The organism is Streptomyces sp. NPDC001530 (assembly GCF_042894545.1).
Classification (GTDB): Bacteria; Actinomycetota; Actinomycetes; order Streptomycetales; family Streptomycetaceae; genus Streptomyces.
This window is the reverse complement of record NZ_JBIAVS010000014.1, coordinates 89,437-104,530: the sequence shown is the minus strand read 5'-3', so window position 1 is coordinate 104,530 and position 15,094 is coordinate 89,437. Positions and strand designations below refer to the sequence as shown.

The 15,094-nt window shown below is 70.5% G+C and carries 15 protein-coding genes and 1 pseudogene; 6 read left to right on the top strand and 10 right to left on the bottom strand.

Going from position 1 to position 15,094, the window contains the following annotated elements:
• Window positions 1-40: 40 nt before the first annotated feature.
• From sph to ACFY0T_RS28290, 4 genes are all read right to left on the bottom strand, one after another.
• Complete coding sequence (gene sph, locus ACFY0T_RS28305) at window positions 41-1,021, bottom strand: sphingomyelin phosphodiesterase (RefSeq protein WP_388876253.1); 981 nt, start codon at window positions 1,019-1,021, stop codon at window positions 41-43.
• Between the two features lie 283 nt (window positions 1,022-1,304).
• A complete protein-coding gene (locus tag ACFY0T_RS28300) occupies window positions 1,305-2,015 on the bottom strand; it encodes a dienelactone hydrolase family protein (protein ID WP_388876250.1) in 711 nt (236 codons plus the stop codon).
• Between the two features lie 72 nt (window positions 2,016-2,087).
• Entirely contained in the window at window positions 2,088-3,128 is a 1,041-nt protein-coding gene (locus ACFY0T_RS28295; RefSeq protein ID WP_388876247.1) for a sodium-dependent transporter, read from the bottom strand.
• Window positions 3,082-3,861 carry a phosphatase PAP2 family protein gene (locus ACFY0T_RS28290; RefSeq protein WP_388876245.1) on the bottom strand — a complete coding sequence of 260 codons (780 nt, stop codon included), beginning with the start codon at window positions 3,859-3,861 and terminating at the stop codon, window positions 3,082-3,084. The genes ACFY0T_RS28295 and ACFY0T_RS28290 overlap by 47 nt, the downstream gene beginning before the upstream one ends.
• A gap of 172 nt (window positions 3,862-4,033) precedes the next feature.
• Between ACFY0T_RS28290 and ACFY0T_RS28285 the strand changes: the two genes are divergently transcribed.
• The gene (locus tag ACFY0T_RS28285; RefSeq protein WP_388876242.1) at window positions 4,034-4,426 is read left to right on the top strand and encodes a VOC family protein; all 393 of its coding nucleotides are present in this window, start codon (window positions 4,034-4,036) and stop codon (window positions 4,424-4,426) included.
• Window positions 4,427-4,466: 40 nt separating this feature from the next.
• Complete coding sequence (locus tag ACFY0T_RS28280; protein WP_388876239.1) at window positions 4,467-5,537, top strand: adenosine deaminase; 1,071 nt, start codon at window positions 4,467-4,469, stop codon at window positions 5,535-5,537.
• Window positions 5,538-5,563: 26 nt separating this feature from the next.
• Here the strand turns inward: ACFY0T_RS28280 and ACFY0T_RS28275 are convergent, their stop codons facing one another.
• From ACFY0T_RS28275 to ACFY0T_RS28265, 3 genes and pseudogenes are all read right to left on the bottom strand, one after another.
• A complete protein-coding gene (locus tag ACFY0T_RS28275; protein WP_388876236.1) occupies window positions 5,564-6,064 on the bottom strand; it encodes a DinB family protein in 501 nt (166 codons plus the stop codon).
• Window positions 6,065-6,120: 56 nt separating this feature from the next.
• Window positions 6,121-6,492: pseudogene (locus ACFY0T_RS28270) on the bottom strand (carotenoid oxygenase family protein); the annotation flags it as partial.
• 100 nt (window positions 6,493-6,592) lie between these two features.
• Window positions 6,593-7,486 carry a LysR family transcriptional regulator gene (locus tag ACFY0T_RS28265; protein ID WP_388876233.1) on the bottom strand — a complete coding sequence of 298 codons (894 nt, stop codon included), beginning with the start codon at window positions 7,484-7,486 and terminating at the stop codon, window positions 6,593-6,595.
• Between the two features lie 126 nt (window positions 7,487-7,612).
• On the opposite strand from ACFY0T_RS28265, the gene mgrA reads away from it, so the two are divergent.
• Window positions 7,613-8,602, top strand: coding sequence for an L-glyceraldehyde 3-phosphate reductase (gene mgrA / locus ACFY0T_RS28260; RefSeq protein WP_388876230.1), 990 nt, complete (start codon window positions 7,613-7,615; stop codon window positions 8,600-8,602).
• A gap of 79 nt (window positions 8,603-8,681) precedes the next feature.
• Here the strand turns inward: mgrA and ACFY0T_RS28255 are convergent, their stop codons facing one another.
• Window positions 8,682-9,671 (bottom strand): oxidoreductase, encoded by a 990-nt coding sequence (locus ACFY0T_RS28255; RefSeq protein ID WP_388876227.1) that lies wholly within the window; start codon window positions 9,669-9,671, stop codon window positions 8,682-8,684.
• A 100-nt stretch (window positions 9,672-9,771) separates the two neighbouring features.
• Between ACFY0T_RS28255 and ACFY0T_RS28250 the strand changes: the two genes are divergently transcribed.
• A complete protein-coding gene (locus tag ACFY0T_RS28250; protein WP_388876224.1) occupies window positions 9,772-10,701 on the top strand; it encodes an AraC family transcriptional regulator in 930 nt (309 codons plus the stop codon).
• Window positions 10,702-10,719: 18 nt separating this feature from the next.
• Here the strand turns inward: ACFY0T_RS28250 and ACFY0T_RS28245 are convergent, their stop codons facing one another.
• Window positions 10,720-11,007, bottom strand: coding sequence for a DUF1905 domain-containing protein (locus tag ACFY0T_RS28245; RefSeq protein ID WP_388876221.1), 288 nt, complete (start codon window positions 11,005-11,007; stop codon window positions 10,720-10,722).
• Between the two features lie 93 nt (window positions 11,008-11,100).
• Window positions 11,101-11,478, bottom strand: coding sequence for a nuclear transport factor 2 family protein (locus ACFY0T_RS28240; RefSeq protein WP_388876218.1), 378 nt, complete (start codon window positions 11,476-11,478; stop codon window positions 11,101-11,103).
• Between the two features lie 359 nt (window positions 11,479-11,837).
• On the opposite strand from ACFY0T_RS28240, the gene ACFY0T_RS28235 reads away from it, so the two are divergent.
• Both ACFY0T_RS28235 and ACFY0T_RS28230 read left to right on the top strand, forming a co-directional pair.
• Window positions 11,838-12,248, top strand: a complete 411-nt coding sequence (locus tag ACFY0T_RS28235) for a hypothetical protein (protein ID WP_388876215.1) — start codon at window positions 11,838-11,840, stop codon at window positions 12,246-12,248.
• 67 nt (window positions 12,249-12,315) lie between these two features.
• Window positions 12,316-14,658 carry an FHA domain-containing protein gene (locus ACFY0T_RS28230; protein ID WP_388876212.1) on the top strand — a complete coding sequence of 781 codons (2,343 nt, stop codon included), beginning with the start codon at window positions 12,316-12,318 and terminating at the stop codon, window positions 14,656-14,658.
• The last annotated feature ends 436 nt before the right edge of the window (window positions 14,659-15,094 follow it).

Sequence of the window (15,094 nt, the reverse complement as noted above, 5' to 3'; positions counted from 1 at the left end):
CGAGGGCCCCTGCCGGCGTGCGACAGGGGGCCCTCCGTGCTCAGCCCGCGTACGCGCTCAGCGGGTAGTGGTCGGACAGGTTCGTGTACGTGTAGTCGGTGCCCCAACTGGACACCGTCCAGGGCGCGCACTGCTCCTTGACGACCTCGTTCTTCCAGACCACGGGGCGCGCGTGACCGGCGCGGTGGAGCACGTAGTCGAGATCCTCGCGGGGGTCGGTCGGGTACCGGTCGTGCGCGATGGAGTTCTCCTGCGTGTCGAAGGAGTACGGGTGTCCGGTCCGCGCGTCCGCACCCACCAGGTCGGCGTCCGCGAGCATCGACGCGTACTCGGCGCTCCGCGAGTCGACGTTGAAGTCACCGGCGACCAGGACCTGTTCGTCCGCCGGGATGTTCTTGGCGTCCAGGAACGCGTCGATCGCCTTGAACTGCCGGCTGCGCATCGACGCGGCCTCACCCGCGTCGCACCCGGGATCCGTCGACTGCGCGTGGGTTCCGACCATATGAACCTTGGCGCCGTTCACATTCAGCACCACATAGGCGAATCCCTTGTTGGACCACCAGTCCGCGCCACACGCGTCCTTGTAGACGTACTGTTCCTTGTGCAGGATCGGCCACTTGCTCAGTACGGTCACCCCGCCGTCCTCGGGCGTCGTCGACGAGTACGCCCCGCCCGTCGCGTCCCAGCCGCTCTTGCTCCGCCCGACCACCGGCGTCTGGTACGGGTACTCGGCCGCTGCCGCGCTCTTGAGGGCATCCGACGACGTGTTGTCGAACGCCTCCTGGAGCACGACGACGTCGTTCCCGCGGAAGAACGAGGTCTTCGGTATCTCCGCGGCACGGTGGTCCTGCCCCCAGTTCGGGTACAGGTTCTTGCTCATGAGGAAGACGTTGTACGTCAGCACCCTCATCGAAGGCGTCGTCGCGGCCTCCGCCGGCGCGGCTCCGACGAGGCCCGCGGCGGTGAGCGAGAGGACGAGGGTGGCTGCGCCCTGGGTACGGCGCAGTGAGGAGAGCGGCACTGGATCTCCCTGTGAGTGAAGGGGGTTGAGTGGCGCCGCACATCAAATCACCGGGGATTACTGCCAGGTAACTCCCGTGCAGGAAAAGGATGTATCCCAGAGGTACGTCCAGGGGCACGTCCAGCGGTTCGCCCGGAGGCGCGTCCAGAAGTGCGGGCGTCCCTCACAAGCCCGCCCCCGTCGCGCCCGGTGCGTCCAGGCGCAGGCCCTCGCTGCCCAGGACGCGACGTAGCGGCCGCCCGCCCACGCGGGATGGCCGTGGGGCAGGCGGCTGCCGACGGGTTCAGCCCAGCCGCTCGTGCAGGAAGGCGACCGTGCTCTCCCAGGCCTGTGCGGCCGACTCGGGGGCGTACGTCTCGGGGCGGCCGTCGTTGAAGAAGGCGTGCTGGGCGGGGTAGAGGCGGAGATCGGGCGTGATGCCGGACTGCTGCTGGATCGCCTCGCTCAGCTGCTCCAGGCTCTCCTTCGGAATGCTCGTGTCGAGTTCGCCGTAGTGGCCCAGGATCCGCGCCTTCAGGCCGGAGAAGTCGGGCAGCTCGCCCTGGATCACGCCGTAGAACGGCACCGCCGCGCTGATGCGCGGGTCGGCCGCGGCCTGGTAGATGACGAAGCCGCCGCCCATGCAGAAGCCGACCGAGGCCACCGTGTCGGAGGTGACCTCGGGCAGCCCCAGTAGATGGTCGACCGCGCCGGAGAGCAACTCGACGCCGCGTGACACGGGCAGTTCCTGCATCATCCGGAAGGCCTCGCCGCTGTCATGGGCGACATTGCCGCCGTACAGGTCGGGCGCGAGGGCGACGAAGCCCTCCGCCGCCAGTCGGTCCGCGACGTTGGCGATGTGGTCGGTCAGGCCCCACCACTCCTGAATGACGATCACGCCGGGGCCCTGCCCGGAGGGCGGCAGGGCCAGATAGCCGTGCGTGGTGCTTCCGGCGCTGGGGAACGTCACGTTCTGATGGGCCGGGGCTCCGGTCGACTTCGGCAGCTCGGACATGTCACTCAACTCCTGTGGGGGCAGCGTCAGGTGGGGCGCGGCGGGGCCGGTCCCGAGTGGATCTCCACGATGTCATGCGTGCGTACGGCCCCCTCGCCCGGCCCGTACGACGAGGCCTGCCGCCACCTTCTGCATGAGGCCGTACGCGAGGACCGGCAGCAGCGCATGCGGCCGGTCGGGCAGCATCGTCGTGATGAGGACCGCGCCCGCGCTGCTGTTGTTCATCCCGCAGGCCAGGGTGACGGAGGCACCGGCGGGCGCGTCGAGGCGCAGCACGCGGGCGGTGATCCGGCCCAGCGTGAACGACAGCCCGCAGACGGTGGCGGCGACGGCCAGCGCGGCCACGAACATCACCGGTTCGGGATGGGTGAGGAAGCGGCCGAGGGCACCGCTGGCATTGATGTACGTCAGCAGCAGCGAACCCAGTATCGCCGCGTGGAGCAGGTGGTCCATGAGGTGGCGGGGCAGGGCGAGTCGGCACAGGATTCCGGCGCCGCAGGGCAGCAGGACGCCGGTGAGCGCGAAACCGTTCCCCGCGGTCCGTGCCGCTTCGGCCAGTGTGCCCGCGTAGTCGCCGCTCAGCAGCGGGCACAGTGCCGTCATCGTGACCGGGATCGTCAGGGGGCTGACGATCGTGGATGCCAGCACGAGGCCCACTGTCGTCGGCTGGTCGCCGTCTCCCTTGCTGGTCCACACGGTGGCCCCGGCTGCCACGGGCATGGCGGCGATCGTGATCATCGCCGCGACCAGTCCACTGCCTCCGTCGCTGTCGGGGGACTGTCGCAGCGCGAACGCGATGAACGGGATGATCAGCAGCGGCGCGACCAGATGCAGGATGAGTCCGGTCAGCAGCGCGGTGGGACGGCCGAGTAACGCCCGCAGCTCGTGCGGGGGCGCTTGCAGGCCTGCGGTGAACAGGATCAGGGATAGCAGGAAATGCGGTGTTCTGAAAGGGAGTTCAAGGACTCCGGCTGCGCCGATCGTGTGCGTGTGGCGCAGCCACAGGCCCGGGGCCGGCACCGTCGCGGCGGCGAGGTAGGACGCGCCGGCGGCCCATCCGAGATGGCTACGGAGTAGATCGAGGGGGGACTTCGTGCTGGGCGGGCGGTGCATGGCGGCGCTCTTCCGTCGTGGGATCTGGGCGGAGACGGGACGCCGATATCGCGGAAGCGGAAGCGGAAAGGGTACGGGGGGCGAACCGTGCGACGACGTAGGTGCACAGGCTCAGCCAGCACAGGCTGAACAGCCAGCCGCCGAGGACGTCGGAGAACCAGTGAACTCCCAGGTAGACACGGGACAGTCCGACCAGCACGGCCCAGCAGCCGATGGCCGAAGCGAGCGACTTTCTATGGCGTGGAGCCCGCGCGAGCACCGCGAGAGCGAGCAGTCCGGCGGTGACGGCGGATGTGGTGGTGTGGCCCGAGGGGAAGGACCAGCCGGAGGCGTGGGTGGCCCAGTCCGCCGTCGCGGGGCGGGGCCGGGCGACCAGGCACATCACCCCGTACCGCACGGCTTGCGCGGCGGCCAGACAGCCGAGCAGGCCGACGACGGAGAGGATCCGCTGCCGCGCCGTACGGCCGAGGACGAGGCCCGCCACGGCGACCAGGACGTACGGGAGGAGCCCCGTGCCGGTGTACGTCACGCCGCGGGCCAGGGCGAGTGCCATGTCCGGGCGGTGTCGCAGCGACCAGGAGGCCAGGTCCTCGTCGCCGAACAGTACGGCGCCGCCCCGGCCGATAAGGATCAGCGTGAGCAGCACGAACGCGACCGCGCTCCCCACCGCGGTCGAGCCGGCGAGGTCTGTGACATCCTCGCGCGACGACGCGGTGCGCGGGGCTGCGGCCATCGGTGGTCCCCCTCTGTGGTGGGCGCGCGGACGCAAGAGACCTCACCCGCGCTGACTACATTCCTGTAGACGGTCTACACAACTGTAGACGATTGGGGGTCGGGGATCGTTCCCGGACCGCTTGACGGGATGCCGTACCCTACGTGTTACGTATAACCCTGGAGAGGTCCGGATGAGACGCATCGCCCTGGTCACCCTCGTCGTCGACGACTACGACGAGGCGATCCGCCACTACACCGAATCCCTCGGATTCCGGCTCGCCGAGGACACGCCGCGTCCCGACGGCTCCCGCTGGGTCGTCGTCGAGCCGGGCATGGAGGGCGGCGGCAGCGGACTGCTGCTGGCCCGGGCCAAGGACGAGGCGCAGCGCGGCCGGATCGGTGACCAGACCGGCGGGCGCGTGGGCTTCTTCCTGCACACCGACGACTTCGCCCGCGACTACGCGCGGATGCAGGCCGCCGGCGTGACCTTCCTGGAGGAGCCCCGCCACGAGCCGTACGGCTCGGTCGTCGTCTTCCAGGACCTGTACGGAAACCGCTGGGACCTGCTCCAGCCCGCCCACTAACCAGACCTCCCCCAAGACGACCTGCCGAGGAAAGACACGCATGACCGCGCCCCGCATCGACATCGACACCATCCGCCGGCTCCCCAAGGCCGTGCTGCACGACCACCTCGACGGCGGTCTGCGCCCCGCCACCCTCGTGGAGCTCGCGGAGTCGGCCGGCCACGCCCTGCCCACCACCGACCCGCAGGCGCTGGCCGACTGGTACTACCAGGCCGCCAACTCCGGTGACCTGGTGCGCTACATAGCCACCTTCGAGCACACCCTCGCCGTGATGCAGAACCGCGAGGGCCTGCTCCGCACCGCCGAGGAGTACGTGCTCGACCTGGCCGAGGACGGCGTCGTCTACGGCGAGGTCCGCTACGCGCCCGAGCTGATGGTGAACGGCGGGCTCACCCTGCCCGAGGTCGTCGAGACCGTGCAGGAGGGCCTGGCGGCGGGCATGGCCAAGGCGGCCGCCGCGGGCACCCCCGTGCGCGTCGGCACCCTGCTGTGCGGCATGCGCATGTTCGACCGCACCCGCGAGATCGCCGACCTCGCGGTGGCCTTCCGGGACGCCGGCGTCGTCGGCTTCGACATCGCGGGCGCCGAGGACGGCTTCCCGCCCGCCGACCACCTGGCCGCCTTCGAGCACCTGCGCGGCGAGAGCGTCCCGTTCACCATCCACGCCGGTGAGGCGCACGGCCTGCCCAGCATCCACCAGGCCCTGCAGGTCTGCGGCGCCCAGCGCATCGGGCACGGCGTCCGCATCACCGAGGACATCGTCGACGGCAAGCTCGGCCGCCTCGCGGGCTGGGTGCGCGACCGCCGTATCGCCCTGGAGATGTGCCCGACGTCCAACCTCCAGACGGGCGCCGCCACCTCCATCGCCGAGCACCCCATCACCGCCCTGCGCGACCTGGGCTTCCGCGTCACCCTCAACACCGACAACCGTCTGGTGTCGGGCACGACGATGACCCGCGAGATGTCGCTGCTGGTCGAGGAGGCGGGCTGGAGCGTCGAGGACCTGCGCACGGTCACGGTGAACGCGATCAAGAGCGCGTTCATCCCGTTCGACGAACGCACCACCCTCATCCACGACGTGGTGCTGCCCGGCTACGAGGCCGCCCTCTAGCTGATCCCTACGTACAGGGCCGCGCTCTAGAGCAGCCCGCGCACGTACGCGGCCTGGCCGACATGCTGCAGATCGTCGGCCAGGACGCTCACCAGCCGTACGCCGAGGGTGACCGCCGGGGTCCAGCGCTCGTCCACGACGCGCTCCAGGTCCTTGGCGGTCAGCCCGCGCACGAACTCCAGGCTCTGTTCGTGCACCGCGTCGTAGTAGCCGATCAGCAGGTCACCCGACTCCACCTGCACCTTGGCCACCTTCGCCGGGGTGTGACCGTACCCCGTGTCCCCGCGGCGCAGATCGAGCCCGAAGCGCTTCTCCCAGCCCTGTGCCAGCCAGACCTGGTCGAGCCCGGCGGCATCGGCGACATGGTCGTCCTGGATGCGGGTGAGATGCCAGATCAGCCATGAGATGGAGTTGGCGGCCTCGGCGGGGCGGGCGTTGAGTTCGTCCGGGGCGAGCCCCTCCACGGCGGCATGGACTTCTTCCTGGATGCGGCTGTACGCGTCGATGAGGATGTCCTTCGCATGCATGCGTCCACCATCGCGCACAGCGGTCGATCACGCGTCCGGAATCCAGCTTCCGTGGAAGCCCAGCGGCACGAGCGGACCCAGCGGTTGCGATACCACTCCGCGCGGCCGTCCCGCAGCCGCACGCCGTGCACCATGCCGTCGCCGAGCATCCAGTGGTGGGCGCGCGGGTCCTCGAGTCCAAGGACGTTGGGGCCGTTGCGCAGGAAGCGGCCGTTCAGGTCGCGGGGGATCTGTCCGGTGACCGGCAGGTCGAACGCCGTCAGCTCTTCGGTGACGGGCTTGAACGCCCCCTCCAGGAACGGGTAATGCCTGGTGTCCGGTGCGCGCGGCGGGGCCGCCGCGGCTCGTCCGCCCACGCCGCCGACGAGCCCTCCCGCCGCCACTACCGCCGCGCCCCGCAGCACTGACCGTCGTGTGTGATCCGTCATCTCGGTCCCCCCGCCTCGCCGTTCTCGTGCTGGACGTCCACGAGTCTGTGGCTACGGGCCGGGCTGGGTCAGGAGTGCCGGGGCCCCTCCGGGGGTGGTCTCAGACCCCCTCTTTCGAGGTGTCGAGGAGCGCAATCAGCGTCCGCGCCGCCGGACTGGTGGCCTCCAGTGGCGGCAGCATGGCGACGGTCTCGTACGACGCCTCACCAGCGCCCTTGAGGGGCAGGGCAGTGAGATCGCCGGCCTCGCGCTTGAGGCCGAAGTGCCGTGGTACGACGGCGATGCCGAGGCCCTCGTGGACGAGCTCCAGGAGGCTGTGCACGTCGTTGACCTCAAGGGTCACGGTCCGGTGCACGCCCGCCGCCGCGAAGGCCGCGTCGGTGATGCGGCGCGGTCCCCAGTCGGGATGGAAGTCGACGAAGGCCTCGCCGCCCAGCTCCTCGGGCGTGAGCACGGCGGCGGTCGCGAGATGGTGCGTGGGATGGCAGAGCACGGTCATCGACTCGCTGGCCAGCGGGACCGAACGCAGCTGGTCGGTGTCGGCCTGCGTCCTGACCGCGAAGGCCAGATCGAGTCGGCCCGCGGCGACCTCCTCGGCCAGCGCTCCGGACCCCGCCTGCCGCAGCCGGATCTCGACATCGGGATGGCGGCGCCGGAACGCGGCGAGCAGCCTCGCCACATGCACTCCGGCGATGCACTGTTCGGTGCCGAGGGAGAGCGTGCCGCGCAGCACGCCCTGCACGGCGGCCACCGCGTCGTGCGCCGAGCGGACCTGGGCCAGGATCCGCTCCGCCTCGCCCAACAGGGCGCGACCGGCCTCCGTGAGCGTGACCCGACGGGTGGTGCGCACGAACAGCGGGGCCTGCAGCTCCCGCTCCAGGGAACGGATCGAGGACGACAGGCCGGACTGCGACACCATGAGCCGTTCCGCCGCCCGGGTGAAGTGCTGGTCCTCGGCGACCGCGACGAAGTGCTGAAGGTGGCGCAGTTCCATGAGCGGCAAGCCTAATCGCTGATTGAGAAGCGGCAGCGCTGAATCCCATCCGATTCTCCCGTTGGACCGCTGCCCGGGCGCGCGCGAGAGTGGAGACCTGTTTTCCCGGCCTTCCAGGAGTACGCGTTGTACACCGCACACCCCGACCGTTACGCGGACATGCCCTACCGGCGCACCGGACGCAGCGGCCTGAAGCTCCCGGCGCTGTCGCTCGGCCTGTGGCACAACTTCGGCCCCGACCGGCCGGTGGAGACCCAGCGCGCCATCCTGCGCCGCGCCTTCGACCTCGGCGTCACGCACTTCGACCTGGCGAACAACTACGGGCCGCCGCCCGGCGCCGCCGAGTCGGCCCTCGGCGACGCCCTGAGGGCCGACTTCGCGCCCTACCGCGACGAGTTGGTCATCTCCACCAAGGCCGGATACCTGATGTGGCCGGGCCCGTACGGCGAATGGGGCTCGCGCAAGTACCTGCTGTCCTCGCTCGACCAGAGCCTTGGCCGGATGGGCCTGGACTACGTGGACATCTTCTACTCGCACCGCCCCGACCCGGAGACTCCACTGGAGGAGACGATGGGCGCCCTGCACTCGGCGGTCCAGCAGGGCAAGGCGCTGTACGTCGGCGTCTCCAACTATTCGCCGGAGCAGACGCGCGAGGCCGCCCGCATCCTGGGCGAGCTGGGCACCCCGCTGCTGATCCACCAGCCGCGCTACTCGATGCTCGACCGCCGCCCCGAGGAAGGGCTCCTGGACGCGCTGGACGAGCTTCAGGTGGGCTCCATCGCCTACTCGCCGCTGGAGCAGGGCCTGCTGACCGGCCGCTACCTCGACGGCATCCCGGAGGGTTCGCGCGCCGCGAGCGACAGCCCCTTCCTGAGCGCCGACACGGTCACCGAGGACCTCGTACGGCAGCTGCGTGCCCTCGACGAGATCGCCAAGTCGCGCGGCCAGTCCCTGGCGCAGCTCGCCCTCGCCTGGGTGCTGCGCGGCGGCCGGGTGACCTCGGCGCTGATCGGCGCCAGCAGCCCGCGGCAGCTGGAGGACAGCGTCGCGGCCATCGGGAACCTGGAGTTCGATCCGGACGAGCTCGCCCGGATCGACGCGATCATCAAGCCCTGACGCCCACCGATCGGACCCTGCGGCGCTCGGTCGAGATGATGACGGTGCGGTGCTCGGCTCGGGCGACCAGGCCCTCGGTTCAGGCGGTCAGGCGCTCGCTGAGCTCCCACAGCCGGTCGGCCGCCTCGGGGTCGACGGCGTAGGGCAGCACACCGGCCTTCCAGGACCTGTTCATGAGGGTCCAGTCGCTTCCCTCCTCCGGCCTCATCCGGGGTGCGACGTCGCTGTTCTCGCAGTAGAGGCCGCCCCTTCCGTCGAGCAGGGGGCTGGTGGCGCACCACACGCTGGTGGCCGCCCCCTGCTCGACGGTCTTGAGCTGCCGGTCCGGGTCCAGGATCGGCTTGCCGTCGGTGTCGAGGACGCCGACGGCCTTCAGGTCCTCCTCCGCGAGGTACTTCTTCAGGCCGGTGTCGACGATGCTCCCCGGATGGAGGGAGAAGGCCCGCACGCCGTCCGCCTTTCCGCGCGCGTCGAGTCCGAGCGCGAAGAGGATGTTGGCCGTCTTCGACTGCCCGTAGGCGACCCAGCGGTCGTATGCGCGGTGCTCGAAGTGCGGGTCGTCGAACAGGACGGGCGAGAACCGGTGCCCCCAGGAGGACACCGAGACGACCCGGGCCCCGTGCGCCCGGCGCAGTGCGGGCCACAGGCGTGCGACCAGTTGGAAGTGGCCGAGGTGATTGGTGGCGAACTGCACCTCGTATCCCCGCGCGTCGCGCGTCAGCGGAGGCGCCATGACGCCCGCGCTGTTGACGAGGAGGTGCAGCGGCCGTCCGGAGGCGAGGAAACGTTCGGCGAAGGCGTCGATCGAGGCGGGATCCAGCAGATCCATGGTCTCGATCTCGACGCCGTCGATCTCCTTCAGCGCGGCCCGGGCCCTTTCGGTGTGGCGTGCCGGTACGACGACCTCGGCGCCGGCGGATCGCAGCACGCGGGCGGTCTCCAGGCCGATGCCGGAATAGCCGCCGGTGACGATGGCGACCTTGCCGGTCAGGTCGATGCCCTTGATGACGTCCTCGGCGGTGGAGGTGGCGTCGAAGCCGGAGTGGAGGGGCTGTTGGACGGTGGTCATGGCGTGGATCTCCTCACGTGTGCCTTCCAGGCCACCGTAGAACCGGTCCTCCGTACGATGAATACTTGAGAGTCCGCATTACTTGCGCGATAGTACGGATATGCCGATCGATCCGCTTTCCGACACTCTCGCGCTCACCGACGCCCGCTGTGTGATCTCCGGTGGGTTCACCGCGGGTGGGCCATGGGCGCTGCGCTTCCCCCTGCCGGACCGGCTCAAGATCACCGCCCTGGTGAAGGGAAGCTTCTGGGTGGCCCTCGACGGCATGCCGGAAGCCGTCCGGCTGGAGGCCGGCGACGCGGCTGTCTTCGACGGCAGCCGGCCCTTCGTGATCTCCAGCGATCCGGCACTGGAGCCGGTGGACGCGTCGAGGCTCTTCGCGGACTCGACCGAGCCCATGGTTCACCTCGGCGAGGCGGAAGACGTCGTCTCCGTCGGCGGACATGTCGAACTGGGGCGCTCGGGCGAGGAGTTGCTGCTGCACGCACTGCCGCCGCTGATGCATGTCCGCGCCGCCGCGGAGGAAGCGCCCGTGCTGCGCTGGCTGCTCGACCAGCTCCTGCACGAACTGACGGCGGGGCGGGCCGGTGCCGACTTCGCGGCGGACCAGCTCGCCCAGCTCATGTTCGTCCAGGTCCTGCGCGCCTACCTCGCGGACGCCGACGCCCTCCCGGCCGGCCGGCTGCGGGCCCTCGCCGACGAGCGCATCGCCCCGGCCCTGCGTCTCATGCACGCCGAGCCGGGCCGCCCCTGGCAGCTGGAGGAACTCGCCAGGGCGGCGGCCATGTCCCGGACCACCTTCGCCCAGCGGTTCCGCGCCGTGGCCGGTGTACCGCCGCTGACCTATCTGCTCGACTGGCGGATGAGCCTGGCCCGGCGGGCGCTGCGGGACGGGGAGACCTCCGTGTCCGCCCTCGCGCAGAAGGTGGGATACACGTCCGAGAGCGCGTTCAGCAATGCCTTCAAGCGGACGACCGGCGTCGCGCCGAGGCGCTACCGGGACGCGGTCCGGGCGGCGGTCACGAGCTGAGCGGCCCCTCGGTCGGCGCTACGCGTTCAGGCGCTCCTCCAGGTGGACGGTCACCGTGTCTCCCTCCTCCTTCCCGATCGCCTTGCGTATGTCGGCCTTGACCGGCAGCTTGTGGGTGCCGTCGCCGAGGGCCATGAACGAACTGCGGAAGGGCCGGCCGTCGATCGTGCCGCTGACCTTGACCAGTCCGCGGGTTCCGAAGAACGCGACGGACTCCGGCCAGACGACATAGGTCCAACCGCCTGTCGCAGGACTCTTCCGCAGTACCGCGGTGAACTCCGCGTCCACCTTGCTCGCCGTGCTCATGCGATCCTCCCTGTCCGGTGGTCCTCCTACTCAAGAGACCGCCCGGACCGGGAAAACTCATCGCTGTCGCCCCGACGTCACTGGGCAATACACCTATGCCGGAACGCGGTCCAGGAAGCCGTGCACGGTCCGGATACGGCCCTCGCCGTTCAGGGTGATCACGTCGAATCCGGCGATGGGCGCCGAGCCGTCCGCCTCGTTGACCAGCTCCCAGCCGAAGCGGGCGATGTCGTGGTGCCCGTCGACCGCGCCCAGCAGCCGGAACACGAACCCCGGGAACTGCTCGTGCGCCGCGGCGATCACGGCCGCGATCTGCTCGTGCCCGCGGACGTCGGCCAGCGGGTCGGTGTAGCTGCCGTCCACGGTCCAGGCGGCGGCGACGGCCTTCGCCAGCGCGTCCGGCTCGCCCGCGTTCCAGGCCTCGAAGTAACGGGCGACGGCGGTCTCGTAACGGTCGTTGTTCGCGGACATGGTGAATCAGCCTCCATCGAGGTCGTCTCTACTGGTCAGGGGCCGGATCCCCAGGTGTTGTGCCCCGTCGGGATCCGGTACGACCACCATGCCGGGCGCCGCTCGGGGCGTCGATTACCCCACGGGTAATGCCGTGAGCGCGGGGCCTTCGGCGCTGCCCGCACCGTTTCGGCCAGACCGGGCGGTGAATATGCCAAGAGACTGGCTGGAATCACATGGTGACAGAGTGTCAGGAGTGGCGATACTCAATTCCTAGGGCAATTCAGCCACGCCCGGGACAGCACCATCGTGCACAACGAATGAGCCGCAGGGAAAGCGAGGCCGGACCGGCAGCGAGCGACGCCGATGGGGGAGCGATCGTGCACGACGAATTCCTGTGCCATGTCACCGCGTACGGAATATGCGGTGGCCAGCGCGTCGGCGTACCCCTGGGGACGTATCGCGCGCCGACCCTGGCGCTGGCCCTGTGGTGGATGCGGGACCGCGCCGCGTGGATGGCCGAGCGGCTCGATCCGCAGCCCGAGGACCCCACCTTCCCGCCGAACTCGATCGCGCCGGTGGCGGACACCGTGCCGGACGTGCCGAGCATGCTGCGCGCCTGGTGCGGCGACTCGGTCCAACAGGAGCTGGTCGCTGAGGAGTTGGCCGCGGGAAAGCTCGTCCGCATCGCCACCAGCGACGACACCACCGAATACGAATTGCTCGCCGAATCCGTGGACGCCCTGCGCATGAGCCGGACCGCCGCCGTGCTCGGCATCTCCGCCGCCTGATCGCCGGCTGTTTCCGCCTGGGTGCACCGATCGGGCGCACATGTGGACGAATCGATAGAATTCTGGCATGGGAGAGCGGCCGGTCGCGCCGAATGCGCCGGAACTCGTCCTCGAGACCGAGACGGGCTCCACGGTGATGAGTCCGAGCCGCGACTATCACGTCGGGCGCGACCCCTTGAGCGACGTCGTGATCGACGACGCGCGGGTCTCGTGGCACCACGCGGTGCTGCGGCCCGAGGCCGACCACTGGACGCTCGAGGACGAGAACAGCACGAACGGCACGTACGCCGACGGCCGACGCGTCCACGAGTGGGGGGTGGGCCCGGGCAGCGTCATCCGCTTCGGCAGCCCCTCCGACGGCCCGCGCGTCGTCCTCGTCGACCGCCCGCCGCCCGCCGGGGAGCGTCCCTCCCGGGTCTCCATGCCGGGCGCCACCGGCACCTTCCGGCGGCCGACCACCGTACGGCGGCTCCCCGCCCGCACCGTCCGCATCGGCCGCCGCGGCGACAACGACCTGGTCATCGACGACCTGACCGTCTCCCGACGGCACGCCGAACTGCGCGCGGGCCCGGACGGGACGTACGAGATCGTCGACCTCGGCAGCCACAACGGCACGTTCCTCAACGGGCAGCCCGTCGAGCGCACCCCGGTCACGCAGGGTGACATCGTCGGCATCGGCCACTCAGCGTTCTGCCTCGTCGGCGACCAGCTGCAGGAGTACGTCGACACGGGCCAGGTCTTCCTGGAGGTCCAGGACCTCACCGTCGAGGCCGACCGGGGTCGTATCACCCTCCTCGACCAGGTGTCCTTTCCCGTCGGCGCGAAATGCCTGCTCGCGGTCGTGGGCCCGAGCGGCGCCGGAAAGTCCACCCTCCTCAACGCCCTGACCGGGCAGCGCCCCGCCGACCGCGGCACCGTCCTCTACGACGGCCGCGACCTCTACCACGACTACGCCGAGCTGCGCCGGCGCATCGGCCTCGTCCCGCAGGACGACATCCTGCACGCCCAGCTGACCGTGCGCCGGGCCCTCGCGTACGCCGCCGAGCTGCGCTTCCCGCAGGACACGGGGAAGGCGGAGCGCCGCGCGCGGGTCGACGAGGTGATCGGCGAGCTGGGCCTGGAGCAGCGCGTCGACGAGCCCATCCACAGCTTGCCCGGCGGCTGGCGCAAGCGCGTCAGCATGGCCCTGGAACTGCTGACCAAGCCGTCGCTGCTGTTCCTCGACGAGCCGACCTCGGGGCTCGACCCCGGCATGGACCGCTCCGTGATGCACATGCTGCGCGGCCTCGCCGACGACGGCCACACCGTCATCGTGGTCACCCACAGCGTGCTCAGCCTCGACATCTGCGACCGGCTCCTCGTGCTCGCGCGCGGGGGCAAGGTCGCGTACTACGGGCCGCCCGACGACGCCCTCGCCTTCTTCGGCTACCGGCACTGGCCCGAGGCGTTCGAGGCCTTCGAGCGGGACGAGGGCAGGGACTGGGCGGGGGAGTACCGGGACTCGCCGTTCCATCAGGAGTACATCGACAACTCCACCGCGCAGCCACATCTGCCGCCGGCTCCCCCGGACGCCGCCGTCGGACCGCCGCCCGAGGCCCAGAGCTGGGGCTCGCAACTCGGCACCCTGGTGCGCCGGTACGCGGCCGTTCTCAGTGCCGACCGGACCTTCCTCGCCGTCATGATCGTGCTGCCGTGCGTGATGGGGGCGATGGCCCGCGCCGTGGCCGGCAGCACACTGACGCTGGAGACGGCGATGAACGTGCTGCTCATCCTGTGCATCGGCGGAGTCCTGACGGGCGCGGCCAACGCCGTGCGCGAACTGGTGCAGGAGCGGGTCATCTACCAGCGGGAGCGCGCCGTCGGCCTGTCCCGATCGGCGTACCTGATGTCGAAGATCGTCGTCCTCGGCACTGTCACCGTCCTTCAGGCCGTCGTGCTGAGCCTCGTCGCCCTGTTCGGCGTCGACCTCAACGCGCCAGGCGGCAAAGGGGTCCTCATGCCGCCGTTGCTCGAGATCACGCTTGCCGTGGCCCTGCTCGCCTTCGCCTCGATGATGCTCGGCCTCGTCGTCTCCGCCGCGGTGACCAAGGAGGAGGTCACCATGCCGCTGCTGGTGCTGCTCGCCATCGTCCAGGTGGTATTCAGCGGTGCGCTGTTGAAGTTGTACGGGCTGCCCGGCATGGAGCAACTGGCCGTGCTCGTCCCCGCGCGCTGGGCCCTGGGCGCGATGGCGGGGACCATCGGGCTGGCCCGGATCGTCCCGGGGCCCCTGGCCGCCGACCCGCTGTTCCGGCACTCGACCGGCGTCTGGCTGCTCAGCGCGTGGATGCTGGTCGTGCTCTCCGTCGTCTTCGGATACGTGGTGTTCCGCCTGTTGGGGCGGTACGAACCCGTGGTCATGCGGAAGTAGGCGCCGATGACGATCCCCGCTTTCCGCCCCACGCATGTCGTCCCCCAGGACGGCCTGCCCGCCTGGGAGAGCCCGGACCCGTCGCGGCCCACGGTGCCGCTGGACGCGCTGCTGCCGGTCCAGCTGGTCGACCGGCTCGGGGACTGGGGCCGGGTCGTCTGCGCCAACGGCTGGTCGGCCTGGGTCGACGGCCGCCTCCTGATCGCCGTACCGCAGGCGCCGCCCGCCGCGAGCAGCCCGCTCACCCGCACCGCGGACCCGCGCCCGCTGCTCGCCCGCGTCGAGCAGGCGCTCACCCGCTATCGCACCGCCGCCGAGGAGCTCGCGGCCGGACAGCTCGACGGGGAGTCCTTCCGCAACCGCACGCAGGGCGAGCGGATCGGCGTCGTCGTCGACGGCGAGTCCCTCTGGCTGTACGACGGTGAGCACGAGCGGT